28 protein-coding genes are annotated in these 25,562 nt (G+C 71.3%); 15 read left to right on the top strand and 13 right to left on the bottom strand.

Annotated features, from left to right (window positions below; all coding sequences use genetic code 11):
• The first annotated feature begins 35 nt into the window (after positions 1-35).
• The gene (locus JEQ17_RS05640) at positions 36-2,945 is read left to right on the top strand and encodes an ATP-binding protein (RefSeq protein WP_200394167.1); all 2,910 of its coding nucleotides are present in this window, start codon (positions 36-38) and stop codon (positions 2,943-2,945) included.
• Between the two features lie 74 nt (positions 2,946-3,019).
• On the opposite strand, the gene JEQ17_RS05645 is transcribed toward JEQ17_RS05640, so the two are convergent.
• Both JEQ17_RS05645 and JEQ17_RS05650 read right to left on the bottom strand, forming a co-directional pair.
• Positions 3,020-3,952 carry a M56 family metallopeptidase gene (locus JEQ17_RS05645; RefSeq protein WP_200394168.1) on the bottom strand — a complete coding sequence of 311 codons (933 nt, stop codon included), beginning with the start codon at positions 3,950-3,952 and terminating at the stop codon, positions 3,020-3,022.
• Positions 3,953-3,958: 6 nt separating this feature from the next.
• Positions 3,959-4,348, bottom strand: coding sequence for a BlaI/MecI/CopY family transcriptional regulator (locus JEQ17_RS05650; RefSeq protein ID WP_200394169.1), 390 nt, complete (start codon positions 4,346-4,348; stop codon positions 3,959-3,961).
• 219 nt (positions 4,349-4,567) lie between these two features.
• Here JEQ17_RS05650 and JEQ17_RS05655 point away from each other — a divergent pair, with 219 nt between their 5' ends.
• The 3 genes from JEQ17_RS05655 to JEQ17_RS05665 all read left to right on the top strand — a co-directional run bounded on the left by JEQ17_RS05655 (position 4,568) and on the right by JEQ17_RS05665 (position 6,277).
• Positions 4,568-5,143 carry a TerD family protein gene (locus JEQ17_RS05655; RefSeq protein ID WP_200394170.1) on the top strand — a complete coding sequence of 192 codons (576 nt, stop codon included), beginning with the start codon at positions 4,568-4,570 and terminating at the stop codon, positions 5,141-5,143.
• 113 nt (positions 5,144-5,256) lie between these two features.
• Positions 5,257-5,859: a hypothetical protein gene (locus tag JEQ17_RS05660; RefSeq protein WP_200394171.1), complete on the top strand. Its 603-nt coding sequence runs from the start codon at positions 5,257-5,259 to the stop codon at positions 5,857-5,859.
• 94 nt (positions 5,860-5,953) lie between these two features.
• Positions 5,954-6,277, top strand: a complete 324-nt coding sequence (locus JEQ17_RS05665; protein ID WP_200394172.1) for a twin-arginine translocase TatA/TatE family subunit — start codon at positions 5,954-5,956, stop codon at positions 6,275-6,277.
• A gap of 15 nt (positions 6,278-6,292) precedes the next feature.
• On the opposite strand, the gene JEQ17_RS05670 is transcribed toward JEQ17_RS05665, so the two are convergent.
• The 6 genes from JEQ17_RS05670 to JEQ17_RS05695 form a co-directional block, all read right to left on the bottom strand.
• Positions 6,293-7,339, bottom strand: a complete 1,047-nt coding sequence (locus JEQ17_RS05670) for an alpha/beta hydrolase (protein ID WP_200394173.1) — start codon at positions 7,337-7,339, stop codon at positions 6,293-6,295.
• Between the two features lie 68 nt (positions 7,340-7,407).
• Entirely contained in the window at positions 7,408-8,181 is a 774-nt protein-coding gene (locus JEQ17_RS05675; protein ID WP_200394174.1) for an ABC transporter permease subunit, read from the bottom strand.
• A complete protein-coding gene (locus tag JEQ17_RS05680; protein ID WP_200394175.1) occupies positions 8,181-9,113 on the bottom strand; it encodes an ABC transporter ATP-binding protein in 933 nt (310 codons plus the stop codon). The genes JEQ17_RS05675 and JEQ17_RS05680 overlap by 1 nt, the downstream gene beginning before the upstream one ends.
• Positions 9,114-9,189: 76 nt before the next feature.
• Positions 9,190-9,858: a response regulator gene (locus JEQ17_RS05685; RefSeq protein ID WP_200394176.1), complete on the bottom strand. Its 669-nt coding sequence runs from the start codon at positions 9,856-9,858 to the stop codon at positions 9,190-9,192.
• The gene (locus JEQ17_RS05690) at positions 9,855-11,084 is read right to left on the bottom strand and encodes a sensor histidine kinase (protein ID WP_234048091.1); all 1,230 of its coding nucleotides are present in this window, start codon (positions 11,082-11,084) and stop codon (positions 9,855-9,857) included. Before JEQ17_RS05690 ends, JEQ17_RS05685 begins: the two co-directional genes overlap by 4 nt.
• Before the next feature lie 79 nt (positions 11,085-11,163).
• Positions 11,164-11,946, bottom strand: a complete 783-nt coding sequence (locus JEQ17_RS05695) for a LysR substrate-binding domain-containing protein (RefSeq protein WP_200394177.1) — start codon at positions 11,944-11,946, stop codon at positions 11,164-11,166.
• Positions 11,947-11,983: 37 nt separating this feature from the next.
• Here JEQ17_RS05695 and JEQ17_RS05700 point away from each other — a divergent pair, with 37 nt between their 5' ends.
• The 3 genes from JEQ17_RS05700 to JEQ17_RS05710 all read left to right on the top strand — a co-directional run bounded on the left by JEQ17_RS05700 (position 11,984) and on the right by JEQ17_RS05710 (position 14,337).
• Positions 11,984-12,409, top strand: coding sequence for a DUF5997 family protein (locus JEQ17_RS05700; RefSeq protein WP_200394178.1), 426 nt, complete (start codon positions 11,984-11,986; stop codon positions 12,407-12,409).
• 62 nt (positions 12,410-12,471) lie between these two features.
• The gene (locus JEQ17_RS05705) at positions 12,472-13,182 is read left to right on the top strand and encodes an AAA family ATPase (protein WP_200394179.1); all 711 of its coding nucleotides are present in this window, start codon (positions 12,472-12,474) and stop codon (positions 13,180-13,182) included.
• Positions 13,183-13,308: 126 nt separating this feature from the next.
• Complete coding sequence (locus JEQ17_RS05710) at positions 13,309-14,337, top strand: LLM class flavin-dependent oxidoreductase (protein WP_200394180.1); 1,029 nt, start codon at positions 13,309-13,311, stop codon at positions 14,335-14,337.
• 45 nt (positions 14,338-14,382) lie between these two features.
• Here JEQ17_RS05710 and JEQ17_RS05715 read toward each other — a convergent pair whose 3' ends face one another.
• A complete protein-coding gene (locus JEQ17_RS05715; protein WP_200394181.1) occupies positions 14,383-14,691 on the bottom strand; it encodes a GNAT family N-acetyltransferase in 309 nt (102 codons plus the stop codon).
• 162 nt (positions 14,692-14,853) lie between these two features.
• Between JEQ17_RS05715 and JEQ17_RS05720 the strand changes: the two genes are divergently transcribed.
• Positions 14,854-15,663 (top strand): SAM-dependent methyltransferase, encoded by an 810-nt coding sequence (locus JEQ17_RS05720; protein WP_200394182.1) that lies wholly within the window; start codon positions 14,854-14,856, stop codon positions 15,661-15,663.
• A 71-nt stretch (positions 15,664-15,734) separates the two neighbouring features.
• Here JEQ17_RS05720 and JEQ17_RS05725 read toward each other — a convergent pair whose 3' ends face one another.
• Positions 15,735-16,532 (bottom strand): VOC family protein, encoded by a 798-nt coding sequence (locus JEQ17_RS05725; protein ID WP_200394183.1) that lies wholly within the window; start codon positions 16,530-16,532, stop codon positions 15,735-15,737.
• A gap of 187 nt (positions 16,533-16,719) precedes the next feature.
• Here JEQ17_RS05725 and JEQ17_RS05730 point away from each other — a divergent pair, with 187 nt between their 5' ends.
• The 7 genes from JEQ17_RS05730 (at position 16,720) to JEQ17_RS05760 (ending at position 21,747) form a co-directional block, all read left to right on the top strand.
• Entirely contained in the window at positions 16,720-16,932 is a 213-nt protein-coding gene (locus JEQ17_RS05730) for a DUF4287 domain-containing protein (RefSeq protein WP_200394184.1), read from the top strand.
• A gap of 82 nt (positions 16,933-17,014) precedes the next feature.
• The gene (locus JEQ17_RS05735) at positions 17,015-17,563 is read left to right on the top strand and encodes a HEAT repeat domain-containing protein (RefSeq protein ID WP_234048092.1); all 549 of its coding nucleotides are present in this window, start codon (positions 17,015-17,017) and stop codon (positions 17,561-17,563) included.
• A 276-nt stretch (positions 17,564-17,839) separates the two neighbouring features.
• On the top strand, positions 17,840-18,514 hold the full coding sequence (locus JEQ17_RS05740; protein WP_200394185.1) for a response regulator transcription factor: 675 nt from the start codon (positions 17,840-17,842) through the stop codon (positions 18,512-18,514).
• Positions 18,492-20,198, top strand: a complete 1,707-nt coding sequence (locus JEQ17_RS05745; RefSeq protein ID WP_234048093.1) for a hybrid sensor histidine kinase/response regulator — start codon at positions 18,492-18,494, stop codon at positions 20,196-20,198. Before JEQ17_RS05740 ends, JEQ17_RS05745 begins: the two co-directional genes overlap by 23 nt.
• Before the next feature lie 83 nt (positions 20,199-20,281).
• A complete protein-coding gene (locus JEQ17_RS05750; protein WP_200394186.1) occupies positions 20,282-20,587 on the top strand; it encodes an Atu4866 domain-containing protein in 306 nt (101 codons plus the stop codon).
• Positions 20,588-20,817: 230 nt separating this feature from the next.
• Positions 20,818-21,381 (top strand): hypothetical protein, encoded by a 564-nt coding sequence (locus JEQ17_RS05755; RefSeq protein WP_200394187.1) that lies wholly within the window; start codon positions 20,818-20,820, stop codon positions 21,379-21,381.
• Between the two features lie 144 nt (positions 21,382-21,525).
• Positions 21,526-21,747 (top strand): hypothetical protein, encoded by a 222-nt coding sequence (locus JEQ17_RS05760; protein ID WP_055616422.1) that lies wholly within the window; start codon positions 21,526-21,528, stop codon positions 21,745-21,747.
• Positions 21,748-22,043: 296 nt separating this feature from the next.
• Here the strand turns inward: JEQ17_RS05760 and JEQ17_RS05765 are convergent, their stop codons facing one another.
• From JEQ17_RS05765 to JEQ17_RS05775, 3 genes are all read right to left on the bottom strand, one after another.
• Positions 22,044-23,912, bottom strand: a complete 1,869-nt coding sequence (locus JEQ17_RS05765; RefSeq protein WP_200394188.1) for a sensor histidine kinase — start codon at positions 23,910-23,912, stop codon at positions 22,044-22,046.
• Positions 23,912-24,607, bottom strand: coding sequence for a response regulator transcription factor (locus JEQ17_RS05770; protein ID WP_200394189.1), 696 nt, complete (start codon positions 24,605-24,607; stop codon positions 23,912-23,914). Before JEQ17_RS05770 ends, JEQ17_RS05765 begins: the two co-directional genes overlap by 1 nt.
• 108 nt (positions 24,608-24,715) lie before the next feature.
• Positions 24,716-25,489 carry a L,D-transpeptidase family protein gene (locus JEQ17_RS05775; RefSeq protein WP_200394190.1) on the bottom strand — a complete coding sequence of 258 codons (774 nt, stop codon included), beginning with the start codon at positions 25,487-25,489 and terminating at the stop codon, positions 24,716-24,718.
• Positions 25,490-25,562: the final 73 nt, after the last annotated feature.

The raw sequence follows: 25,562 nt of genomic DNA on the forward strand, positions 1-25,562 counted from the left end.
TCCGAAGGATCAACGAACAGGAAGCGGTAGGGCATATGGCGCATGAGCTGCGGCAACCGGATCCCGAGAGCCATTTGTTGCTGGAGCGCCATAGGGAACTCCGTGCGATCGACGCGGCGTTGGCCGACCTCAGCGATACGGGGGACGGAGTGCCGCGACCGCGGCACACCGGACTGCTCACCTTCACCGGCTCGGCCGGGCTGGGCAAGACGGCGCTCATGACGGAGGCGCGCGCCCGGGCCGTGGCACACGGATTCACGGTGTTCTCGGGCAAGGGCGGGGAGAAGGAGCAGGAGCTGGCCTTCCACGTGGTGCGCCAGCTCGTGCAACCCGCCCTGGCGGCGATGGAGGAGACCGAGCGCCGGGCCTTCCTGGGGAGTTGGTACGACATCGTCTCCGCCGCGCTCGGTCTGGAGGCGACGGGCACGGCCCGGGTGCCGGACCCGACCGGAGTACGTGACGGACTCGACTGGGTCATGACGCGCCTCACGATGATGAAGGCGCCCGTCATCCTGCTCCTGGACGACATGCACTGGGCCGATGTCGAGTCCCTGAACTGGCTCGCCTCCTTCGCTCACCGGGCCGAAGACCTTCCGTTGCTGATCATCGCCGCCTATCGGCCCGACGAACTGCCGAAGGAGGCGGGGGCCTTCCGTACGCTCGTCGAGCGCCACCGGAACCGCCCCTACTCCCTCGCACCGCTCACATCCGCGGGAGTGGCCCGCATCGTCAGGGACGAGGTGGGCGAGGCAGCCGAGGACGAGTTCTGCGCCGAATGCTGGTCGGCCACCGGCGGAAGCCCGTTCGAGGCCGTCGAGCTCGCCATCCGACTCGGCGAGCGCCGTATGAAGGGCACACGGGACGAGTTGTCCGCGATGCGGGACCTCGCCTCCGCGGTCAAGGGACCCGGGCTGCTCGACCGGCTGCACCGGCTCGGTACGAGCACAGTCCGCTTCGCGTGGGCCGCGGCGGTCCTCGGTACGTCCATCTCGCCGGAGCTCGCCGCCAGCATCGCGGTGGTCGGCCGCGAGGAAGCCGTCGAGGCGACAGAGAAGTTGCGCAGCGCTCGGATCCTGAAGGACGCCCCGGGTCAGGGAGGCGGCCTGGAGTTCGTACACCCCCTGATCGCGACGGCTGTCTACCGGGACATCTCCGCGAGTCTGCGGGTCGGTCTGCACAACGCGGCGGCGGAGGCGGTCCACGCAGCGGGGTTCGGCCCCACCGCCGCTTCCCGGCATCTGTTGGAAGTCCCGTGCGAGGGCAGGCCCGAGGCGGTCGCGTGTCTGCGGGAGGCCGCCCGCGAGTACCTCTGCGCCGGGGCTCCGGAGGCCGCCCGGCGCGTGCTGACCCGGGCGCTGCAGGAGCCGCCCCTTCCGGAGGACCGGGCGGCACTCCTCCATGAACTCGCGTGCTCGACGTTCCTGATCGAACCCGCGGCCACCGTCAGTCATCTCCGGGCGGCGTTGGCGGAGCCCGGGGTCGCCCCCGATCTGCGCGCCTCCATCGTCTACCGGCTGACCCAGGCGCTGGCCCACCTCGACCGGGTGGCCGAGGCCGCGGCGGTGGCCGCCGACGAGGCGCAGCAGGCCACCAATCCGCGCATCCGACTGCGCATGCAGGCCGACCACTTCGTGTGGAGCGCGTTCCGTACCGACGAGCCCGACTCGGCCGCCCGCTCGCGCAAGCTGGCGCGGCTGGCCGAGCGGCTGACCGGCCGCGGTCTGGAGGAGCGGTACATCCTGGGCCTGCGGGCCTGGGACGCCATGATGCGCGGTGAGCCGCGACAGACCGTTCTCGAGTATGCCGAGGAGTCCCTGCGGGGCGGGCTGAGCTGGACGGCCGAGAACCGTGGCTTCGAGGTACCCGTCTCGGTCGCCGTGGCCTTCGCCTACTGCGACCAGCCACGCCGGGCCGAAGAGCAGTTCACCAAGGGTCTGGCGGAGTGCGAGACCAAGGGGTGGCGCGGTTCCCATCTGGCGCTGGGCCAGACGCTGTTCGGCTACATCCGCTACCGTCGCGGCTGCCTCACCGAGGCGGAGGAACTCGTACGTGAGGGACTGCGCACCGCCGACCGGGTGGAAGGGGCGGTGCCCGCCCAGTGGTTCGCCATCGGCATCCTCATCCAGACCCTTCTCGCCCGTGGACGGACCGAGGAGGCGCGGCAGCTCGCCGACGACTACCACTACGGCGAGGTGGTCCCGAACGCCGTCATCTACCCGGATCCCCGCACGGTGTACGCCGAACTGCTGCTGGCCGAGGGCCGGAACTCCGAAGCCGAGCATCTGCTCTCCGAGGTCGGGGAATGGCTGGATTCGCGGTCCTGGCGCAACCCGGCCTGGTGTCCCTGGCAGCTGAATCTCGCGTCCGCTGTCGCCGCCACGGCTCCCGACCGGGCGGTCCGTCTCGCCCAGGACGCCGTCAAACGGGCCCGTGACTTCGGTGCGGCCTCCGCGATCGGCCAGGCGCTCCACACCGAGGCCGAGGTGACCGGCGGACCCGCGTCGCTCGATCTGTACACGGAGGCGGTCGAGCATCTCGAACGGTCGCCCGCGTCGTACGAGTTGGCCCGTGCGCTGGTCGGCCACGGGGCCGCGCTGTCCCGGAACGGCAGGCTGCAGGAGGCCGCGGACCGTCTCTACCAAGGCCAGGAAGGCGCCGTCCACTGCGGTGCGGAGGCCCTGGCGACCCGGGCCAGGGCGGAACTCTCGGCAGCCGGGCTGCGGCCCCTGCCGCTTCGCTACGGACAGACGGACACGCTCACCGCTCCGGAACGCAAGGCCGCCGAGATGACGGCCCAGGGGCTACCGGCAGCGGTGGTCGCGAAGGCGCTGAGTCTCACCGAGCAGGGCGTGACGCGACTGCTCTCCTCGGTCTACCGCAAGATCGGCACCGACGCCGCCGGCCTCGCCAGAGCCCTGGAGACCTTCCCTCGCCCTCGTCCGTGACCTGATGGTCGGGAGACCCGGGTCCGGCCCGTCCGGACCCGGGTTCCCGGACCCGGACCTTTTCGCCGGGCGGCTCAGAGTGGTGTGGCGGCGTGCAGGATCAGGACCATCGTCACGGCGGCGTTGGCCGATGACATCGCGGAGAGGGCCGTCCCGACGGCCGCCGTCCAGGTGGCCATGCCGACCGTGGTGAACAGGGAGGGCCAGTTGCGTACGGCGGGCGCGGGTTCGAGAAGGGCCGCCACCCGGCGGGGTACCGGGCCCGGTGCGGCGAAGCCGGCGAGTGTCGGGAGTGGGGCGTCGCGGGAGACCAGCGCCGCCTTGCCGATCGCGCACGCCACGACCCTGCGGCTGCCCACGGCGTGGGCAGCCTCTTCGTCGGCCCAGCGTTCCGTCGTATAGGACACGGCCGTTCGCAACGGTCGCAGGAACGGGTTGGCGCGCGCCGCCAGTCGCACGACCAGGAGGAAACGGTGGTGGCGGGCCGCCAGATGGGCGCGCTCATGGGCGAACAGGGCGCGCCGTTCGGCGGGTTCGAGGCAGGACAGCAGGGCGGTGGTGACCACGACCCGGTCGCGGGCTCCGCCGGGCAGGGCGAACGCGTAGGGCGTCTCGTCGGGCAGCACCGCGACCTCCGTGCCGGGCAGTCCGGCCAGCGCGCGGTGGGCGCGGCGGCGCACCCTGCCGTGCCGCCACAGCGTGCCCGCGCACACCACGGCCACCGCCAGCAGAGCGGGGATGGCCGCTCGTCCGGCGACCTCGTCGTACGGGACGGCCGCACGCACCTCGGGGTCCGACCACCCGTCGGGCAGTGGGTTTCCGGGCAGTTGAGCGGTGCCGACGACCATCAGCAGCGCCAGGCACACCGTGCTGCAGACGGCCATCACACCGGCCACGCCGGTCAGCAGCCGGGTGGCGGTGCCCGGATGGAGGCGCTGCTCGGCGAGCCGGGCGATCGGCCAGGCCGTCAGGGGCAGGACCAAGGGCAGAAAGACGAACACCCCCATGAGGCTTCAGTCTTCCCTCTCCGTCTCGGGCTGCCCGAGCAGTTCTCGCAGCAGCCGCTCGTCGTCCGGCGACAGCGCGGTGACGAAGCTGGCCAGCACCGCCTCCCGGTCCACTTCGCCGTCCAGGACCTTGCGCATCTTCCGCGCGGCGAGCCCCGCCTCGTCCGACGCGGGTGTCCACGCGAACGACCGTCCCGCGCGCTCCCGGGTCACGGCACCCTTGGCCAGCAGCCTGGTGAGGATCGTGATCACGGTCGTGTAGGCGAGGTCCCCGCCGAGGCGGTCCTGCACCCAGCCCGCCGTCGCCGGCCCCTCCGCCTCCCGCAAGGCCGACAGGACCTGCACCTCCAGCTCACCCTGCCCCCGCCGCCGGGGACGCCGCCGGTGATCCGTCACGCCCTGTCTCCCTTCCGCTGCCGCCCGCTTCACGGGCGGTCCATCGTATAGAGATCCGCTCGCGCTTCACTCGCCCCCGGACCGCTGCCTCGCCGCGGCCGGCCTCGCGAGCGACGAGTACGACCGACCCATCCCCCATATTTCTACAGTGATGTAGATTCTTTTCCGGGTTCACCACACGGACCCGGCACCGCACAACCGAGCATGAAGGAGAGCAGCGTGGGAGTTTCCCTGGCCAAAGGCGGCAATGTCTCGCTCAGCAAGGAGGCTCCGGGCCTGACCGCGGTCCTGGTCGGCCTGGGCTGGGACGTCCGGACCACGACGGGCACCGACTACGACCTCGACGCGTCCGCCCTGCTGCTGAACGAGGCCGGAAAGGTCGCCTCCGACGCGCAGTTCGTCTTCTACAACAACCTCACCAGCCCTGACGGGTCGGTCGAGCACACCGGTGACAACCTCACCGGTGAGGGCGAGGGCGACGACGAGGTCATCAAGGTGAACCTCGCCGGTGTGCCCGCCGAGGTCACCCGGATCGTCTTCCCGGTGTCCATCCACGACGCCGAGAACCGCGGCCAGAGCTTCGGCCAGGTCCGTGGCGCCTTCATCCGGATCGTCAACCAGGCCGGCGGCGCCGAGATCGCGCGCTACGACCTGTCCGAGGACGCCGCGACCGAGACCGCGATGGTCTTCGGCGAGCTGTACCGCAACGGCGCGGAGTGGAAGTTCCGTGCCGTGGGCCAGGGTTACGCGTCCGGTCTGGCCGGAATCGCCTCCGACTTCGGCGTCGGCGTCTGAGCCGGCGGCTCCCGCCCTGCGTACCTACGGGCCCGCCCCTTCACCGGGGGCGGGCCCGCGTCCCGCCCGAAGCGGGCCGCACCTCCATCCTTCGAGCCACCCAGGGAGCCCACTTGGCCGGCCCGCCCCATCTCCGCCCGGAGGACCGAGCGGACTTCGAGGACGCACTGAGCCAGGCGCTGAGCACGACGGACATCCGTACGGCCCTGCTCGCCGATCCCACGAGCGCGGCCGCCACGCGTCTGCGCGCTCAGGCGCTGCGGGCCGTTGACGAGATCACGGCCGCGGCAGATGACGAGTACCGGGAGTACCTCGCCGCGCATGCGACCGTGGAGCACGGCCGGCAGTCCCGGCCGACCGATCCCGGAGCCCTGTTGCCCGCGCTCGCCGCGCTCACTCCGCCGATCGCCGCCACGGCGGCGGCCGTCCTGCTCGTGCTCGGCCACAGCCTTCGGCTCGCCGACGCGCAGGGCCCGATGGGCGGTTCGCTCGTCACCGCCGGCTGGGTGTTCGCGCTCATCGCGGCCGCGAGCACCCTCGCCGGGCTGACCGCCCTGTTGTGCACCGCGTTGCGCGCACGCCCGGGCCACGGTGACCGGACCGGGGCGTCGGCACGTAACCTGCACCATGCCCGTGCGAGGTGGCAGCGGGCGCTGCTGGAGCGCGGTGTGCTGCCCTACCTCCGCCGGCAGCTCGCCGCCACCCGCTTCGACTGAATCCCCGCACCGCGCCACCCGCCACCGCACCACCCCGTCCCCGTAGTGCCCGCGCGCCCCGACCGGCCCGGGCAGAGAAGAAGGCAGGACCCGAATGTTCGGACTGAGCGAAATCGCGATCATCCTCGTCGTCGTCATCCTCGTCCTCGCCGCCAAGAAGCTTCCCGACCTGGCCCGTTCGGCAGGCAAGTCGGCCCGCATCCTCAAGGCCGAGGCCGCGGCGACGAGGGACGAACCGGCCGGGGCGAACGGGACTGATGGGCAGACGGCTCCCCGCGTCATCCCTGGCGAGACCGTCGGCCCGAAACACGGCACCGCTCCCACCGACTCGGCCCGGCCCACCGACACCGTCCCCCGGCCTTCCGCGGCGACCGAGCCCGCGCAGCCGGACTCCGGGCAGCCCCGCCCGCGGGACTGAGGCAGCGCGTCACGGTCACCGGTCCCGGATCCCCAGGGCACTCAGCAGCATGGGGAGCGAGCGGTACAGCTCGCGCTTCCAGTACGGAGGCGAGTGCGTCCCGGCGTAGAAGTGGGTGGTCACCTGCGTTCCGACGGACGCCAGGCGGGTGGCCAGGGATCGGGACTGGCGTTGCATGAGGGTCTCCGTGGGGGAGATCGCGTCCTCGGGGAACGGGTCGGCAGGGTCCTCAAGACCCGGGATCTCCACGTCCGGTGGAGTGCCGGGCGGGTCGAGAACGCCTGCCGTGCCGTCGCCGCCGGAGAGGTGGACCGGAGTCGTGCGCAGCCGGTCGGCCAGGTAATAGGGGTCGTGGGCCCGCCAGTTGGCGCGTTGGGCGACCGGGTCGCCCCACAGTGCCGTCCAGTCCAGGCCCAGATAGGTCATCCCGGCACGGACCGCGTGCGCATTCCGCAGTGGATGCACGAATCCGCTGTAGCTCGCCACCGCCCTGAACAGCCCTGGGTGGCGTGCCGCGTAGGAGAGGGCGCCGAATCCGCCCTGCGACTCCCCCGCGGCCACGCGGCGGACGCCCGCTCCGTAGCGGCGCTCCAGAAGCGGGCGTACCTCCCTGAGGTGGAAGGTCTCGACCGCCGGCGGGCCGCCTTCGCCGCCGTTGAACCAGTCGCTGTAGAAGCCGAACAACGGCATCTCCGGCATCACGACCAGTACGTCCCGCAGGTCGGGCAGTTCCTGAAGTCGGGCGTCGTAGTCCTCGCTCCAGGCCTTGTGGTTGCCGTCGCCGCCGACCAGCAGATAGAGGGTCGGCCAGGTCTCGCCGGGCCGTCGCCGGTCCCAGCCGTCCGGGGTCAGCAGCCGGACCTTCGCGGTGCGGCCCAGCGCGGGCGAGTCCACGGTGAGATCGAGCAGGCGATCACCGGCTTTCGCCTCGGCGATGATCCGGGCGCCGTGCGGGGCGGCAGCGGTCGCCTCCGCACGCGTGGCCGACACCGCCGCCAACAGCAGGAGATCGGCGATCACCAGGGCGAGCAGGGCGCGTACGCGAGCGGCACTCCATGGCATGGGACTTCCTCCGTTCCTGTCGTACTCGACTGGTGCGTGTGGGTTGGCGGTTGCCGACTGCAGGACCGTCAGACGTCCCGGCCTCGCAGTGCTCCGGCTGCGATCACCAGTACCGCGCCCGTACAGCCCGCCACCAGCAGCAGGGACGGCCAGGGGCCGAGGCTGCCGACCGTTTCCGCGGTCGCGTCCGAGGTCTGGATCAGCTTCTCCAGGGCGCTCGTCGGGGAGACTCCCGCGATCCAGCGCTGGGCGTCGCCGAAGAGCGGGCCGAGGAGGGAGGGCAGGAGCAGGACGCCGATGACAGTGGTGACGGCTCCCGCGGAGTGGCGTACGAGGGTGCCGACCGCGAGGCCGAGGAGCCCGGCGACGGCGAAGGAGGCGGCGATGCCGAACAGGGCGGGCAGCGGCTCGCCCTGGGCATAGCGGCCGTTGTCGAGCATCGCGTCGCCGATCAGGTAGGCGAGCGTGCAGGAGATGAGGGCCAGGACGTACATCAGGGCCGCGACCAGGGCCGCCTTCGCGGAGAGCACGGTGGCGCGGCGCGGGTTGGCGGCGAAGGTGGTGCGGACGGTGCCGCTGCCGTACTCGCCCGTGATCAGCAGGGCTCCGACCACCGCGGCCAGCATCTGGGCGGGGATCGAGGCGGTGAGGCTGCCGCCGAGCACCGTGTCGTCCGGTTGCAGGCTCTCGGTCGCGGCCACGAACACCGCACCCAGCACGGGCACGACGGCGGTGGCGAGTGTCGTCCAGACCGTGGAGCGCACGCTGTGGAACTTGATCCACTCATGGGCGAGTGCCCCCGGGAAGCCTGCCCGGGCGGCGGTGAGCGTCGTGGGCGCCATCAGACCGTCTCCTTCCGGCTGTTCCGGACCGCGCTCGTCCGGTACTCGGCCGAGTCCTGGGACAGGGCTGTGTAGACCTCCTCCAACGAGGAGTGGGCGGGGGTGAGTTCATGGATCGCGAGACCGTGGTCGCGGGCCAGGTCGCCGATGGCCGCGGTGTCCGGACCGTCCACCCGCCAGCCGCCCCGAGGGTCGAGACGGACGTCGGCGCCCCTCTCCTCCAGCAGGACCCGCAGCTTCTCGGGTTCCGGGGAGCGGACGAGCGTATGGGCGCGGGAGTTGGTCTCGATGAAGTCGCGCATCGTGGTGTCGGCGAGGAGCCGGCCGCGTCCGATGACGATCAGATGGTCGGCGGTCAGCTCCATCTCGCTCATCAGATGGCTGGAGAGGAAGACCGTACGGCCTTGCGCGGCAAGGGACTTCATCAGGCCGCGGATCCAGCGGATGCCCTCGGTGTCAAGGCCGTTCACCGGCTCGTCGAGGATCAGCACCTCCGGATCGCCGAGCAACGCGGCGGCGGTACCGAGCCGTTGGCCCATGCCGAGCGAGAAGCCGCCGAACCGGCGTCCCGCGACCTCGGTCAGACCGGTCAGGTCCAGCACCTCGTCGACGCGGCGGCGCGGGATGCGGTTGCTCGCCGCGAGCCCGGCCAGGTGCCGGTACGCCGAACGCCCGCCGTGCGCGCCCTTCGCGTCCAGCAGCGAGCCGACGGCGCACAGGGGCGCGGCCAGTTCGGCGTAGGGCTTCCCGCCGACCGTGACCGCGCCGGACGTGGGTGCGTCCAGGCCGAGGATCAGCCGCATGGTGGTGGATTTTCCGGCGCCGTTCGGGCCGAGGAAGCCGGTCACCCGGCCGGGCCGGACCGTGAAGGACAGCTGGTCGACGGCGGTCTTGTCGCCGTACCTCTTGGTGAGTTCGCGTGCCTCGATCATGCCTTCGACGGTAGGGAGCGGTGACGCCCCGGACATCCGCCGCCGGGAGTCGGCCGCTACTCCCGCGGGAGTACCCTCACCGCTCCCCCGCCCGGACCAGCCCCGTCTCGTACGCCAGCACCACCAGCTGCGCCCGGTCGCGCGCCCGCAGCTTGGTCATCGCCCGGCTGACGTGGGTCTTCGCGGTCAGCGGGCTCATGATCAGCTGTCGGCCGATCTCCTCGTTGCTCAGTCCGGCCGCGACCAGGGCCATCACCTCGCGCTCCCGGTCGGTGAGCGCGGCCAGCCGCTCGGCGCCGGCCGCCTCCGGAGTGCTCAGCCGGGCGAACTCCTCGACGACCGACCGCGTGACCGCCGGTGCGAGAAGGCTCTGTCCGGCCGCGACCGTACGGATCGCCGCGCGCAGCCCGTCCGGCTCGATGTCCTTCAGCAGAAATCCCGCGGCGCCGTGCCGCAGTGCCTCGAAGACGTACGCGTCGACCTGGTAGGTGGTGAGCATGATGACCCGTACGCCGTCGAGGGCGGGGTCGGCGGCGATGCGGCGGGTGGCCTCGATGCCGTCGACTCCGGGCATCCGGATGTCCATCAGCACCACGTCCGGCCGGGTCAGCCGGACCGCCTCGACGGCCTGCGTCCCGTCGGCCGCCTCCGCGACCACCACCAGGTCGTCGGTCAGGTCCAGCAGGGCCCGGAAACCGGCCCGTACGACGGTCTGGTCGTCGGCGAGCACCACGCGCACGGTCATGGCCGCCCTCCACGGTGTGCCTCGGCCGGGAGTACGACCGGGAGCAGGGCCCGTACCCGGAAGCCGCCGCCGGACACCGGGCCGTAGTCGATGCTGCCACCGACCGCGGCGGCCCGCTCGCGCATGCCGACGAGTCCGAAGCCCGCGGTCGCCGCGGTCTGTGACGGTGGGCCGGGCTTCGCGGGTGGCCCGGTCCGCGGGGGCGGTCCGTCGTCCACGATCTCCACGCGGAGCCGGTCGCCGTGCCGGGCGACCGAGACCGCCGCGTGGCGTGCGCCGGAGTGCTTGGCGACGTTGGTCAGCGCTTCCTGCACGATGCGGTAGGCCGCCAGCTCGACCATCGGCGAGAGGCCGTCCGCCGTGCCGTCGTGGCGCAGTGCCGCGGTCACGCCGCTGTCGGTGAACCGGCCGACCAGGTCGGGCAGTTGGGCGAGTCCGGGAGCGGGTGCCGTGGAGTCGCGGTCGTGGTCGCGCAGCACGGTGACGGTGGCCCGCAGTTCTCCCACGGCCTCCTTGCCCGAGTCGCGTACCTGTCGCATCGCCTGCCGGGAGACCTCGGGGCGGGTGTCGAGCGCGTCGAGGGCCACTCCGGCCTGCACCGTCATCGCGGTCACCGTGTGCGCGACGATGTCGTGCAGTTCGCGGGCGATGCGCAGGCGCTCCTCGTGCACCCGGCGCGCCGCCTCCCGCTCCCGCTCCTCCTCCGCGCGGACGGCCCGGGCCGCGTACTCGTCCATCAACTGCCGCCGCGTACGGATGACTTCGCCGAGGAGCAGGGGCACCAGCGGCCAGATCATCTCCAGCATGGGCAGTCCCTGCGGGTTGGCCACGTCACGCCCCACCCGCAGCGCGACCGCGCCCGAGACGAGGGACGCGACGAGCCCGGTCCAGAGGGTGCGCCGCCGGTCGCCCAGCACCGCGACGGTGTACAGGGCGACGATCACCGGCAGGTTGAGCAGTTCCCCGATGTGCCCGTGCAGCGCCCAGCCCGCGCAGGCGGCGCCCGTCACCATCGCGACCGGGACCGGCCACCGTCGGCGCCACACGAGTGCGGTCAGGGAGACGGCGAGCAGCAGCCAGGTGAGTCCGTCGGCCTGCTGGTAGTCGGGGTCGTTGGACGCGGCGTCGGACGCCGTGAACAGGCCGACCACGGCGACCACCAGCAGATCCGCGGTCAGCGGCGACAGTGATCGCGCGCGCTCCATCAGGCCGTCGATGCTCGTCACGTCATCACCGTATGGGCCGGATCATCGCGGCGCATACGCCACCGGGAGTAGCCCGCCGGACCGGTCCGGCCCACGGCCCCTAGGACCTGCGGCGGGGCTTTCCGCGCTTCGCTCCCTTGGGGGCGCCGGAGCCGGTCCGTGGGTTCCTGCCGGTCGGCTTGCCCGTCGCCTTGCCCGCGGCCGGTTTCCGACGCGCGGCACTTTTGTCCCCCTTGTCGGAGCCCTTGCTCTTCGGCTCGGGCTGGGACGCGGAACGGCCCCGGGTGCTGTTGACGGTCCGGCCGCGGACGATGCCGATGAAGTCCTCGACCAGCTCCGTGGTCCGGTCCTCGGGCCAGGACAGGGCGACGCGCGACTCGGGGGCGTCGGTGACCGGCCGGTAGGTGAGGTCCTTGCGGTGGTGCAGGCGGGCGAGCGACTGCGGGACGATCAGGAGTCCCACGCCCGCCGCCACGAGTTCGATCGCGTCCTCCGTCGTCGCGGGGCGCTCGATCGCGGGCCGGCCGGGCAGCTGCTCCCAGTCGAGGGTGTCGTCGAGGGGGTGCAGCACGATGTCGTCCGCCAGGTCCTCGGCGGTCACCTCGTCGACGGCCGCCACGACGTGGTCCTTCGGGACCACGACCACGGTCGTCTCGGTGTACAGGGGGATCGCGCTGAGGTCCGTGCGGTCGACCGGCAGTCGTACGAATCCCGCGTCGGCGTCGCCGCCCCGCAGCACGTCGAAGACCTCGGCGACGGAGACCGCGAGGAGGGTGAGGGGGACGTCGGGCAGCCGCTCGTTCCAGATCCGCACCCACTTGCTGGGCGTCACTCCCGGGACATACGCGAGCCGGAACGAGGGGGAATCTTCCGAGCCTGTCACCTGGCCAGGTTACCCGGCGTGGTCGGCGGTGGTTCACATGCTCGATACCCTGGGCAGCATGACGTCGCACCAGAACACCCAGACGATGAAGCCCGCGACCGCGGCCAAGAAACTGGGTGTGTACCTCGAGGCCACCCCCGCCGAGTTCCAGGAGGGTGTCGTCTCGCGATCCGAGCTCACCGCGCTGCAGGCCGATCCCCCGCAGTGGCTGCAGGACCTGCGACGCGACGGCCCGCACCCCCGTCCGGTCGTCGCGGCGAAGCTCGGCGTGTCCATCGCGGGGCTCGCGCGCGGCGGTGTCACGGAGGCTCTCACCACGGAGCAGATCGAGGCGCTGAAGGACGAGGGTCCCGAGTGGCTCCAGAAGGAGCGTGCCACCCAGGCCGAGGTCCGCAAGGAAGCGGTCCGCATCAAGGAGAAGAAGGCGGAGCGCGACGACAAGGGCGACCAGTCGCGCAAGTAGCCGTCCTGGGGCCGCCCCGGTGTTCCCCGGACCGCCGCGGCGCGCTGTGGAAGACTCGACCCGTGATCATCGAACGCGCGTACGCACACGTGGCTTCGTACGACGAGAACGCCTGGCCCTGGTCCGTGCCCTGTGTGCGCGGGCTGCTGGCGGACGGAATACGGTTCAAGGCACCGGTGACCTTTGTCGTCGGTGAGAACGGCTCGGGCAAGTCGACCCTGGTCGAGGCGCTGGCCGAGGGCTTCGGTCTGGACTCCTGGGGCGGCTCGCACGACTGGCGGTACGCGAGTCACCGGGCCAAGTCCGAGCTCGGCAAGCGCATCCGCTTCGACGCGGCGGCAGCGCGCGGGCGGCGCATGCTCGGCAGCTGGTCGGCCCGCAAGGGGTTCTTCCTGCGGGCGGAGACGGCGATGGACGCGCTGGACCGGGAAGGGTTCGCGCCGGATTCGGTCAGTCACGGCGAGGGCTTCCTCGCGGCGTTCCGCGGGAAGTTCCTGGAGCCCGGGCTGTATGTGCTGGACGAGCCGGAGGCGGCCCTGTCGTTCGGCTCGTGCCTCGAACTGCTGGGCCATTTGGACCAGTTGACCAAGCAGGGCGGGCAGGTCGTGTGCGCCACGCACTCGCCGCTGCTGACCGCGATGCCGGGTGCGGACATCATCGAGGTCGGCGACCACGGGATGCGCCGGGTGGCCTGGCAGGAACTTGCCCTGGTCGACCACTGGCGCCGCTATCTCGCCGATCCGCACGCCTATCTCCGGCACATCCTCGGCTGAGGCCGGCCCCGGACCGAGGGCAACAGGCGCGAACGCCCCCGCGAACGCCGCCCCCAGTGATCGCCTGCCAGAATGGCGAGCAGCGCAGGCGTTCGACAGAACCCGCCCGGACGATGGAGGAGCCCCGTGCCGCTGCCCTCACAACCGTTGCGGAAGCTGGGCTTCTTGACCATCGGGTTGTTCGACGAGGCCGACCCCCTCAAGGGCCACGAGTCCACGCTGGAGATCATCCAGCTCGGTGAGCGACTGGGCTTCGACAGCGCCTGGCTGCGCCACCGCCATCTCCAGTACGGCATCTCCTCCCCCGTGGCCGTCCTGGCCGCGGCCTCGCAGCGCACCACCCGTATCGAGCTCGGCACCGCGGTCATCCCGCTGGGCTGGGAGAACCCGCTGCGGCTGGCCGAGGACCTGGCCACGGTCGACATCCTGTCCGGCGGCCGGCTCAATCCCGGCATCAGCGTCGGCCCACCGATGCACTACGACCAGGTCAAGCAGGCGCTGTATCCGGACACCGCCGACGCGGAGGACTTCGGGTACGACCGGGTGGCGCGGCTGCTGGACTTCGTACGCGGCAAACCGGCCACCGACTTCAGCGGTGTCGAGGGCTTCGAGGTGTTCTCCGACCGAGTCCAGCCGCACGCGCCGGGACTCGGCCGCCGCCTCTGGTACGGCGGTGGCAGCCTGCGGTCGGCCCAGTGGGCCGGTGAGCACGCGATGAACTTCCTGACCAGCAGCGTCGTCAAGGCGGAGGAGTCCGAGGACTTCGCCGAGGTGCAGCTGTCCCACGTACGCGCCTTCCGTGCCCATCACCCCGACGGCGACCGTGCCCGGGTCTCCCAGGGGCTCGTCGTCATCCCGACCGACAGCGCCTCACCGGAGCAGCGCGCGAAGTACGAGGCGTACGCCGAGAAGCGGCTGCCGCGGACCGCCGTGCCGCAGGGGCCCGCCCGTCTGATGTTCGCGCCGGACCTCGTCGGCACCTCCGCGGAGATCGCCGAACGGCTCTACGCGCACGCGGCGTTCCGGGAGATCGACGAGGTGGCGTTCGCGCTGCCGTTCACCTTCGAGCACGACGACTACGTCCAGATCCTCACCGACATCGCCACCCGGCTCGGCCCGGCGCTCGGCCGGCAGGCGCCGGCTCAGCACGGCTAGAGGGCCCGTCGGCCCCGTTCGCCCCCGTCACCTTGTTCGGCGGTGTCAGTCGCTGACCTTGCTGCGCGCCTGGTACAGCAGGTCTCCGTACGCGGGGTGGCGGGCGATCCAGCCCGCGTAGAAGGGGCAGGTGGCCAGCACCCGCAGGCCCGCGGCACGTGCCTCGTCCAGGGAGGCCCTGACCAGCGCGGATCCGACGCCCTTGCCCTCGCACTCCGGGCTCACCTCGGTGTGGACGAAGGCGATCAGCTCGTCGGTACGGATGTACTGCGCGAAGCCGGCGACCGTCGACGCTCCGTCGATCCGGGCCTCGTAGCGACGCGCCTCGGCCACGTCACTGATCTCGATCGCCATGTCTCCTCCTTGAACCCGTTGAGCCGGTGCACGACACTAACCCACAGTGGCCAAAACCCGTACGGTCCGCCCGAGTTGCCCTCCGGAGCGCAGACGCGCGGGCGGATCATTCGGCTAAGTTGACGTTCGATTGCCGAACAACGATCCGCAGGAGGCCCTCTCGTGACAGACCACGAACCCGAACTCGCCGCAGCTGCCGAGATACGGGCCCGGATCGACACGGACAAGCCGCACTCCGCTCGTTTCTGGAACTACTTCGTGGGCGGCAAGGACCACTACGAGGTGGACCGTGAGATCGGGGACCACATCAAGGAGATCTTCCCCGGTCTCGTCGATGTGGCGCTCACGAGCCGCCACTTCCTCGGACGCGCTGTCACGCACCTCGCCGGCGAGCAGGGCATCCGCCAGTTCCTGGACATCGGCACCGGTCTGCCGACCGCCGACAACACCCACGAGGTCGCCCAGCGCGTGGCCCCGGACGCGCGCATCGTGTACGTCGACAACGACCCGCTGGTCCTCGCCCACGCCCGTGCCCTGCTCACCAGCACGCCCGAGGGCGAGACGGCGTACCTCGACGCCAATCTGTACGAGCCGGAGGCCGTCCTCAAGGCCGCGGCGCACACCCTGGACCTCTCCAAGCCCGTCGCCCTGATGATCCTCAACACACTCGGCCATGTCGCCGAGTACGGCCAGGCCCGGGATCTGGTCTCGCGCCTCATGTCCGGTCTGCCGTCGGGCAGTTACCTGGTGATCAGCGACAGCACCGCCACCAGCGAGGGCATGATCGCCGCGTCGGACGCGTACAACTCCAGTGGCGCCGTCCCGTACTACGTGCGCGGCGTCGACGAGATCGCCGGGTTCTTCGACGGGCTCGATCTGGTCGAACCCGGCGTCGTGCAGGTCACCCAGTGGCGTCCGGAGGCCGCCGGTTCTGTGGTCGACGCCTACGGAGGGGTCGGCCGCAAGCCGTAGCGTGACGTCGCGGTCGGGCCCGTCCTCGGACGGGCCCGCCTCGCCCGTACGGCTCGGGTGCGCATCCACGCTCAGGACACGTCGGTCACCTTCGGCATCTCGCCCTCGGTCGTGGTGATGTCGATCACCGAGAACAACGCTCCCTGGGGGTCACTGAGCGCCGCGAACCGCCCGAAGGGGCTGCTCATGGGGCCGAACCGCAGGGTCGCGCCACGTTCGGTGGCCTTCGCCACGGCGGCGTCGCAGTCCTCGACCGTGAAGTAGACGTTGACGTAGGACGGCACCTCGGGCGGGAACTCGTCCGTCATCCTCATCCGGCCCAGAACCGTCTCCTCGCCGAGGTTGAAGAGCCTGAAGTCGATCGCGTCGTCCTCCATCTGCTGTGCGCGGTAGGGGAAGACGGCGGTGAAGAAGGGATCCGCCTTCTCGGGCTCCCTGGTGAAGACCTCGCCCCAGCAGTAGGCACCCGGCACCGCCGTCGCCTCGAAGCCCTCGTGGACGCCGGCCTGCCACACACCGAAGACGGCGCCGCTCGGCTCCTGGGCCAGCAGCATGGTGCCGAAGTCGCCGACCTGCATCGGTTCCATCAGGACCTGGCCGCCGTTGGCACGTACCTTCTCGGCGGTGGCGGCGGCATCGGGCGACGCGAGGTACAGACACCACGCCGACTGGCCCTCCGTGCCGGGCATGGGCGGTACGACGGCGGCCACCGCCTTGCCGTTCGCGTAGGCCTGCGTGTAGTTCCCGAACTCCGACGACGCCTCGCCGAACGTCCACCCCAGCACGTCACCGTAGAAGCTCTTGGCACCCTCGACATCGCTGAACGCGGCGTCGGCCCAGCACGGCGTTCCCTCAGGTTGTACGGCCATGGCACTGACTCCCTCGTCATTGAAGGCTCTGGCTTGTCACGCTAGCCAGCCATCGACGGACGCGCGCGGTGAACAGCACGAGACACGTGACGCAGGTCACTTTTGTACGCCGATGATGTTCCGTGACCGCCTCGGTCCAACACTGCGACACCACTCGAAGCAGCAGACCAGAGGATGGGACACCGACATGACCGAGACCGTGAAAGGGCCCGCGAGCTACTTCCCCTCCATCGAGAAGAAGTACGGCCGTCCCATAGCCGAGTGGAAGGGCCTCATCCGCTCCTCGCCCCTCACCAAGCACATGGAACTCGTGGCCTGGCTCAAAGCCGAGCACGGCATGGGTCACGGCCACGCCAACGCCCTCGTCGCGCACACACTCGCCGAGGACAGCGGCAGGTGATCCACCGGAAAGAAATGCGTTGCGGGCCATGAGAGAGCCTCCGCAGACTCGTCGATGAGGGAGCCCGAGACGAGGAGGCGCCATGCCGGTCACGGAGACACACGCAGGTGCCCTTGTGCGTGCGCTGGGCAGTGAGCCCAGGCGGCCGGCGGCCTTCCGTGAGCTGATGAGGCTGGGCTCCGCCGCTGTGCCCGCCGTCCGGCGGGGCCTGGCCCACCCCGAAGCCCTGGTACGGGAGCAGTGCTGCCGACTGCTGGACAGTCTGTTCGTGACCGAGGCGCTGGACGATCTGATCGCCATGCTCGACGACCCCAGCCCCCGGGTGCGGATCGCCGCGGTGCACGCGCTGGCCTGCGACCGGTGCAAGAGCGACGCCTGCCGCCCCGACCGGGCCGTGGTGCTGCCCCGGGGGATCCGGTTGCTGAGCCGGGATCCGGACGCCCACGTGCGCAACTTCGCCGCCGAACTCGTCGGACTGTCGGTGCACACCCACGCGGAGGCGGTCGCCGCCCTGGTCCGGGCCCGGGACAACGATCCGTCGCCCGCTGTCCGGAAGAAGGCGGGCTGGTACGCGCCGGGTGGACCCATCCACCTCAGGACCGCACCGCGACCGGCCCGCAGGCCTCGCTGACCGCGAGAATCGCGGTCTGGCCGTTTTTGGACCCGTCGGGACCGCTCTCGACTGACGGGAGCGGTATCCGTGACCGGTTGTGACCCATGTTCCGGCACGGGCTGGTGCGGCGTCATTCGCTCCCCGCGCCGCACGCGCCCGCGCCGGAACTCCCCCGGGCGGCTCCCCCTTGAACCGTGGGTGCCTACTGTTCTACCTTCGCCACATGGTCGGGGCATCAACGCCCGCTCACCAGCGACACAACGTGCGGGCGGCAGTTGGGCCGGGTGATGACGAGTGCGTCCACACCTCGCGCTGATCGAGGACGATCCCGACTTCGCACTGATGTGCCGTACCTATCTGGAACGTGAGGGTTTCACCGTCACATGGGCCATGGACGCCCGGGCCGGCAAGGCCGTCATGCACGACGGGGGCATCGATCTCGTCGTCCTCGACCTGGGACTTCCCGACGGCAGCGGTCTCGAACTGCTGCGGGCGCTGCGCTCCACCAGTCGACTTCCGGTCATAGTCGTCAGCGGTCGCGGAGACGAGACGGACCGGGTGGCGGGCCTGGAGATCGGCGCGGACGACTATCTCGTCAAACCGTTCTCGCAGCGGGAACTCGTCGCCCGTATCGGAGCCGTGCTGCGCCGGTGCCGGCCGCCCGAGCTGCCGGCCGTCCTCGACGTCGGGACCCTGCGTGTCGACACCGCCGCGCGCCAGGCGAGCGGAACGGGTGTCCTGCTGAACCTCCGCCCCAAGGAGTACGCCCTCCTGGAGGCCCTCGCGCGCTCCCCCGGCCGGGTCTTCTCCGCCGAGCAACTGCTGGAACTGATCTGGGGAGCGTCCTGGCAGCAGTCCGCGACCGTCGTCGAGCACGTGTACCGGCTGCGCGGCAAACTCTCCCGACTCCCCGCGCCCGCACCGCGGATCACCACGGTGCGCGGCTATGGATACCGTCTCGATCCGTGAGGCCGCCATGTCCACGAGCCGTCCGTCCGGCACCCCGAAGCCCGTCCCGGACTTCCGGCGCCTGTTCGACTCCACGCTCTCCCCACTGCTCATCCTCGCCCCGGACTTCACAATCGTCGAGGTCAACCGCGCCTATCTGACGGCCACGGGCACACGGCGGAGCATTGTCGGGCGCCCCGTCTTCGACGTGTTCCCCGACAACCCCGAGGACCCGTCGGCCGACGGCGTCACCAACCTGCGCCGTTCGCTGGAGACGGTGGTGGGCACGGGCCGCACGGACACGATGGCGCTGCAGCGGTACGACATCCCGACGGGCGACGAGGGCGGTTTCGTCGAGCGCTACTGGAGCCCGGTCAACACACCGGTCCTGGACGCCGACGGCCGGGTGACGCACATCATCCACCGGGTCGAGGACGTCACCGAGTTCGTGCGGCTGCGCCGGGCCGGGCACGAACGGGAGCGGGCTGCCGCCGAGGCGCAGATGCGCGCGGAGGGCATGGAGATCGATCTCTTCGTCCGTGCGCGGGAGATCCGGGAGGTCAATGAGCAGTTGCGCCGGGTGAACGGCGAACTCGACGCCGCAGGGCGGCAGTTGCAGGAGGAGCAGCGGGCCAAGGACCGGTTCATCGCGACGCTCTCGCACGAGCTGCGCAATCCGCTGGCCGCCGCCACCGCGGCGACCGAGCTGCTGGCGCTCGACCTGCCCGGCGGCCATCCGGCGCTCCCGGTCCTGGAACGGCAGCTCGGCATCCTGGCCCGGATGAGCAACGATCTGCTGGACGGCACGCGCGCGTTGACCGGTCGTCTGGAGCTGGTGCCCGACCGGATGGATCTGAGGTCGGCCGTCGAGAGCGCCTGTGCCGACATGCGTGGTCTGTTCGTCCACGAGGGACGGTCCCTCGAACTCCGGCTGCCCGACGGCCCGGTGCTCGTGGACGGTGACCGGCTGCGGCTGGCCCAGGTGTTGACGAACCTTCTGTCCAACGCGCTGAAGTACACGCTGCCGGGCGGCCGTACGGAGGTATGCCTGGCGATCGTGGACGGGCAGGCCCGGCTCACCGTCAGGGACGACGGGATCGGTTTCGACCCCGGGCAGGCCGAGGAACTGTTCGGGGTGTTCATGCGGGCGGCTCCCGCCGGGCCGCACACTCCCGAGGGGCTCGGACTCGGGCTCGCGGTGGCCCGGACCATCGTCGAACTCCACGGCGGCCGGATCTCCGCGCACAGCGACGGGCCGGGCAAGGGCGCCTCGTTCGGCGTGCTGCTGCCGACGGCCGCCCCGGACGCGCCCCAGCCTGCCCGCCCCGCGGCCACCGGCCGTGCCCAGCGGCAGCTGGTCATCCTGATCGTCGAGGACAACACGGACCTCGCCGCGACCTACCGCACCCTGCTGGAACGCCAGGGGCACCACGTGACGGTCGTCCACACGGGCGCGGACGCCGTCACAGCCACCGAGGCCAACCTCTTCGACGTCGTGCTGTGCGATCTCGGGCTCCCCGACATGGACGGCTACACGGTCGCCCGGACGGTACGGTCCCGTCCGCACGGCGCCGGGCTGCGCCTCATCGCGGTCTCCGGCTTCAGCCGGGGCACCGACCGGACGCTGGCCCACGAGGCCGGATTCGACGCCCACCTGGCCAAGCCGCTGCCGCTGGCGGATCTGCTGGACCTCCTGGAGCGCTGACCTGGGTGTGCGGCACCCAGGAAGCGTCCACCTGGGAAGACGGCGGCCTGGTCGGCCTGCGTTCCCGGGGCGACCGTGGAGCCATGACCACGAGAACGAGCACGAACGACGACACGTCCCGCGATCCGCACCCGTACGTCGGGATGTGGGTGACCGCCGACGGCCACATCCGTCAGGAACTGCTGCCCAACGGCCGCTACGACGAGGCCCGCGGCGGGCGGCGGAGCGCGTACACCGGCAGTTACACCGTGACCGGCAGCCATATCGACTACGTCGACGACATCGGCTTCACGGCCACGGGCGATGTCCGCGACGGGGTGCTGTACCACGAGCATCTGGTGCTCTACCGGGAAGAGACTCCGGGGCACGACGGGACGCGGCAGAGCTGACTCCGGGGCCGGCGCCGAGGCCCGGCTTCAGAGCCGGCCTCAGGGCTGTCGTACCCCGACGGCGGTATGGGCCGGTGCCCGGGGAGTTAGGCGCACGCTGACGAAAAGCGCAGGTCGGCGTCCCCGTGGGCGGGTGGCGGGAGCTTACGGACGGTGTGTGATCGGTTGCGGTGGGTCGGCGGGTTTCACACGGTGGGGCCCAGATACAGCCGTACTCGAAAGGAACCGGTATGCGCGCCCTGGTATCCCGCGGGCTCCTCCTCCCGCCCCTCGTCTGTGCCGCTCTCGTCTGCGGGCCGGTCGCTGCGGCCACGGCCGCCTCCGACATGTCCACGGGCTCTGCGGGCAGCCCCGTCGCGGTGGCCCCGCTGTCCGCCGACGCGGCCGACAAGACGCTGGAGCGGATCCACGTCCTGGAGGCGGCGGATCACGGAGACGTCCTGACGCCTCTCCTGGACGCGCTCACCCCGCTCGCAGACCGGGGTCACGGCCCGCTCGACGCGGCCGAGGCGGCCGAGCACAACAAGGCCGTCACGGAGGCGACCGAGTCCGTCGAGGAGCGGCTGGAGAGCGTGGACCGTCCCGCCGACCCGGCCGCGGCCGATCCGGTGTCGGACGCGGTGGCGGGACTTCAGGAATCGCTCGGCGGGCTGCTCTCGGCTCTGACCTCCCTCGACGTGGGCGGAGTGGTCGCCGAGGTGCCGAAGGTGCTGTCGGACGTGATCGGCGTGCTGACGGGCCTCCTCGGCGGCGGTCTGCCCGCTGTGCCGAGCATCCCGGCCCCGACCGAGTAGTCGCACACCGGCGGGGTGCGCCGCGGTGACGCGGGCACCCCGCCGGGACGACAGTCGGCCGGTACGGACGGGGGCTTGCGGGCCCCGCCCGGATCGGCGGGGCCCGCGGGCTGTCGAAAGCGCTCCAGCGGGTACCCGTACGCCATGGCTGATGTCGTGGACTCCGACGAACTCCTGCGCCGTATCCAGCGTGCTCGGGCCTGGGCCGAGCGGGAGGAGGAGACGTGGAAGGCGCGGAGCGACGACCTCAGGCGGGGCGATCCCGGCGGCTCGCGCGACGCCGATGTGCGGGGCCAGGCCTATGAGGCCGTACGCAAAGTGCTGGACGAGATCCTGACCCCGGGCGTGCATGCGGTGGACGGCTGAGGGAGCCGGGCGCACCGGCCCTTCAGACGCTCAGTCACATTCGGGACGACGGGCTTCCGATCGCGTGGGCCGTTCCCGGCTCCGTGCGCGCAGGGACGCGTCGTCGGTCTGTGCGGGAACTGCTCGAAGGGTGCGCGGGACGTATGTGTCGCCCCTGAGGCGACGCAGCGGCGTCACGCGGATCCTGACCTCCGGGTGCTTGGTGGTGTTCATGGGGCAACACTGCGCCATAGGTACCGGAGCAACCAGATCACTGTTGTGTGCAGGACCGCGGATCCTGGTACCGGAACCACCAGTCAACGGTGGCGGACCACCGGTCGGCGTGCGTCGGGGAGTCTCAGAGTGAAGACCGACCCTGTGCCCAGTTCGCTGGTGACCGTCACCGTACCGCCGTGGGCCGTGACGAGTTGACGCACGATCGACAGACCCAGTCCGCTGCCGCCCGTGCGCCGGCTGCGGGACTTCTCCGCGCGCCAGAACCGTTCGAAGACGCTGGGCAGATCCTCCGGGGCGATACCGCTGCCGGTGTCGGCAACTTCGAAGACGACCTCGTCGTCCCGGTGACGGGAGGAGAGCGTGATCGTGCCGTCGGCCGGCGTGTGGCGAATCGCGTTGGAGACCAGGTTGCCCAACGCCTGCCGCATCCGGACCGGATCGGCGTCGAGCCATGGTGTGCCGTCGCCGCCGTCCGGGCCCGTCGAGCCGTCCACGGCCGTGCGCAGCCGGACTCCCGCCGCCTCGGCCGCCACCCGGTGCGCCGCGACGACCTGTTCGAGCAGTTCGTCGGCGCGGACCGGCTCGCGATGCAGCCTGAGCGTGCCCGCGTCGGCGGCCGCGAGGTCCTGGAGGTCGTCGATGACCCGCTGGAGGACGACCGCCTCGTCGTGCAGGGAGGCGAGCAGTTCGGGGTCGGGGTCCACGACGCCGTCCCGGGTCACCTCCAGCCAGCCGCGGATGTTGGTGAGCGGGGTGCGCAGTTCATGGGCGATGTCGGCGACCATCGCCTTGCGCTGCACCTCCATGCGTTCGCGGCGCTCGGTCAGGTCGTTGAACGCGACGGCCAGGATGCCCGTCTCGTCCTGGGTGGTCACGGGTACGCGCACATGCTGCTCCGGCGGCTGCTGGGCGGCGTGCGTCAGCGCGCGCAGCGGCCGTACGAGCCGGGTGGCGACCAGCACCGTCACGGCCACCGTGAGGGCGAGGACGAGGCCGGCGACACCCATGACCTTGGCCTTGTTGGCGGCCGACATGTCGAAGTGCGGGACGGCGCTGTCGCCGCGGCCGAGGAACAGTTCTGCGGCCGGCGCGACAAAGGGCTCCAGTTGCTGACGCCGGGCACGGCCGACGCACTCCTGCGCCTTCTTGTCCTGGTCACGGGTCGTGTCGATGCCCGTCTCCGCTTTCCGGCCGAGGTAGCGCGTGAGCATGGACCGGTCCGTGAAGTCGACCGTGACGGCGAAGAGCGAGGGGAACTTCCCGCCGACGTGCTTCAGGCAGTCCCCGGCGTACGTGTTGAGTTGCGCCAGGGCCTTCTCCTCCGTCGCGGTCGGGGTGTTGAGCACTCCGTCGGCGCACGGCGTCGGTACCTGGCCTCCGTCCACGGTGCCCGCCTCGTCGACGAGAACGGAGCGGCCGCTGGGCATTTGAGTGATGCCGGTCTCGACGCCGTTGCTCGAGAAGCAGGCCCGGCGCTTCTCGGCCAGCAGCCGTACGCGCTCACGCTCCGCGCGCGGCAGCCGGAACGGACCCACCGCGCGCGGGTCGATGCCGGTCCGCTGTGCTCCGGGCTCGGTGAAGGTGTCGGTGTGCAGGGGATCCACCGCGGCGGCGGCCCTGGGCGGCAGGGCCGTGGTCCGCGTCTCGGAGTCCGCGATCGGTGTGCGGTCGGGGGCCGTCAGGGCGATGCGCCGCCCGGTCCTGTCCGACAGCGCGCGGACGGTCTTCCCGACGCCGGACCAGTCGCGATGGGTGGCCGCGTATCCGCTCAACTGCCGCAGGATGTCCATGTCCTCGGTCAGTACCTGCCCCTGCTCCTCCTGGATCGCCCGGGTCGTGGTCTCCACCGCCAGCCAGGCCGTCGCCGCCACGGAACAGATGGCGATCAGCACCGATGTGATCAGCAGCCGGACCAACAACCTCTTGCGCAGCGGTATCGCGCGGGCCATCAGCGGTCCCCGCTGAGCTTGTAGCCCACGCCGAAGACGGTCAGCAGCCGCACCGGTCTGCGCGGATCCGCCTCGATCTTCCTGCGCAGGTTCATGATGTGCACGTCGACCGCCCGTTCGGTCGAGGCCCGGTCGATGCCCCGGGTGCGGTGCAGCAACTGCTGCCGGGAGAAGACCCGTTCCGGCTCGGCGGCCATGGCCAGGAGGATCTCGTACTCGGCCGGGGTGCAGTCCACCGGCGATCCGTCGCACATCACCTCGTGCCGCAGGGGATCCACGGCGATCCCGGCGGCCCGTACGACCGGGTCCTCGCGGTGCCCGGCAGCCTGGCGTCCGCTGCGGCGCAGGACGGTACGGATGCGGGCCATCAGTTCGCGCGGGCTGTACGGCTTGGTCATGTAGTCGTCCGCGCCGAGTTCGAGGCCGAGCAGCACGTCCTCCTCCGTGGAGCGTGCGGTGAGCATGAGGACGGGGATGTCGTCGTCCTGGCGCAGCGCCCGGCACACGCCGAAGCCGTCGATCACCGGGAGCATCAGGTCCAGCACGACGAGGTCGGGCCGACGCTGCCGGGCCGCCTCCAGGGCGGCCCCGCCGTCGTGGACCACGGTCGCGGTGTGGCCCTCGCTCAACAGGGAGCGGCGTATCAGCTCCGCCTGCTTCTCGTCGTCCTCGGCAACCATCACATGTGCGCACACGGGGGCGATGCTAAGCGCCCCGGGCGTGGTGGGACCCTGGGTGAGGGGCTTCCCACGTCCTGACATCTTCCTCACAACCGCCTGCTAGTGCCGGTCCGGCGGCCCGGCTCAGCGTCTGAGTGCGGCCGCGTCGCCCATGACGACCACGGGATCGCGATCGGGGTCGAGGGCGCGCAGCAGCTCCTTCATGTGGTTCTTCCGAAGGCTGACGCAGCCCTGGGTGGGGCCGTCGTGGTCGACGTGCACCCAGATGCCGCCGCCCCGGCCGGCTCCGAGGGGGCGGGTCCAGTCCAGCGGTGTGGTGCCGGCCTGGCGGTTGTAGTTGATCGCGACCACGTAGTCGAACGAGCCGGCCAGGGGCTCGCCCTCGAAGCCCGTACCGCCGATCCTGAAGCCGCCGGACCGGTCGTACGGGAGGCTCGTACCCGGGTCCGGGCGCAGGCCGCCCGCGTCCGTGAGCGCGTAGACGCCGATGGGTGAGCGGAGGTCTCCCGCCCGGTGGTGGTCGGTCCAACCCTTGAGGGCGTTGTGCGCGGGCCACGTGGTCCCGGCCCGCCAGCCGGCCGCCGTCCGCTCGTACAGCACCACGGTGGAGATCGACGAGTTCCTGTCCCGGCCCGTCACCACCAGGGCCTGACGGGTCTTCCGGGGCACCTTGGCCCACGTCTTCGGGCCCAGTCCGGGCAGTTGCTGAGGTGCCACGCTCAGGGCGACATGAGGTGCGGGGGCGGGTGGCGCGGCCGTACTGCCGTTCACCGACGTCGTTCCGGGCCTCTGATCCGGCGTCGTCGCCGCTCCTCCGCCACCGCAGCCGACGAGGACGAGCGAGACGGCCAGAACGGCGACGGGGCGGCGCACGGCACCGTGTGTGGTTGTGATCATGCGTCGACCTTGACCGGTACATGTGAGGAACTCGTCAGGTCGGTTCGACGGGTGACACAGAATCACCCGGGTG

The organism is Streptomyces liliifuscus, from assembly GCF_016598615.1.
GTDB lineage: Bacteria > Actinomycetota > Actinomycetes > Streptomycetales > Streptomycetaceae > Streptomyces > Streptomyces liliifuscus.

What these genes read in the sequence shown, in the direction of transcription:
- JEQ17_RS05725 (WP_200394183.1), bottom strand. Translation starts at nt 16,532, where the DNA reads ATGGCCGTACAACCTGAGGGAACGCCGTGCTGGGCCGACGCCGCGTTC.
- JEQ17_RS05675 (WP_200394174.1), bottom strand. Translation starts at nt 8,181, where the DNA reads ATGGCGCCCACGACGCTCACCGCCGCCCGGGCAGGCTTCCCGGGGGCA.
- JEQ17_RS05640 (WP_200394167.1), top strand. Translation starts at nt 36, where the DNA reads ATGGCGCATGAGCTGCGGCAACCGGATCCCGAGAGCCATTTGTTGCTG.
- JEQ17_RS05665 (WP_200394172.1), top strand. Translation starts at nt 5,954, where the DNA reads ATGTTCGGACTGAGCGAAATCGCGATCATCCTCGTCGTCGTCATCCTC.
- JEQ17_RS05670 (WP_200394173.1), bottom strand. Translation starts at nt 7,339, where the DNA reads ATGCCATGGAGTGCCGCTCGCGTACGCGCCCTGCTCGCCCTGGTGATC.
- JEQ17_RS05755 (WP_200394187.1), top strand. Translation starts at nt 20,818, where the DNA reads ATGCGCGCCCTGGTATCCCGCGGGCTCCTCCTCCCGCCCCTCGTCTGT.
- JEQ17_RS05775 (WP_200394190.1), bottom strand. Translation starts at nt 25,489, where the DNA reads ATGATCACAACCACACACGGTGCCGTGCGCCGCCCCGTCGCCGTTCTG.
- JEQ17_RS05765 (WP_200394188.1), bottom strand. Translation starts at nt 23,912, where the DNA reads ATGGCCCGCGCGATACCGCTGCGCAAGAGGTTGTTGGTCCGGCTGCTG.
- JEQ17_RS05715 (WP_200394181.1), bottom strand. Translation starts at nt 14,691, where the DNA reads ATGGCGATCGAGATCAGTGACGTGGCCGAGGCGCGTCGCTACGAGGCC.
- JEQ17_RS05645 (WP_200394168.1), bottom strand. Translation starts at nt 3,952, where the DNA reads ATGGGGGTGTTCGTCTTTCTGCCCTTGGTCCTGCCCCTGACGGCCTGG.
- JEQ17_RS05685 (WP_200394176.1), bottom strand. Translation starts at nt 9,858, where the DNA reads ATGACCGTGCGCGTGGTGCTCGCCGACGACCAGACCGTCGTACGGGCC.
- JEQ17_RS05750 (WP_200394186.1), top strand. Translation starts at nt 20,282, where the DNA reads ATGACCACGAGAACGAGCACGAACGACGACACGTCCCGCGATCCGCAC.
- JEQ17_RS05730 (WP_200394184.1), top strand. Translation starts at nt 16,720, where the DNA reads ATGACCGAGACCGTGAAAGGGCCCGCGAGCTACTTCCCCTCCATCGAG.
- JEQ17_RS05760 (WP_055616422.1), top strand. Translation starts at nt 21,526, where the DNA reads ATGGCTGATGTCGTGGACTCCGACGAACTCCTGCGCCGTATCCAGCGT.
- JEQ17_RS05680 (WP_200394175.1), bottom strand. Translation starts at nt 9,113, where the DNA reads ATGATCGAGGCACGCGAACTCACCAAGAGGTACGGCGACAAGACCGCC.
- JEQ17_RS05745 (WP_234048093.1), top strand. Translation starts at nt 18,492, where the DNA reads ATGGATACCGTCTCGATCCGTGAGGCCGCCATGTCCACGAGCCGTCCG.
- JEQ17_RS05700 (WP_200394178.1), top strand. Translation starts at nt 11,984, where the DNA reads ATGCTCGATACCCTGGGCAGCATGACGTCGCACCAGAACACCCAGACG.
- JEQ17_RS05735 (WP_234048092.1), top strand. Translation starts at nt 17,015, where the DNA reads ATGCCGGTCACGGAGACACACGCAGGTGCCCTTGTGCGTGCGCTGGGC.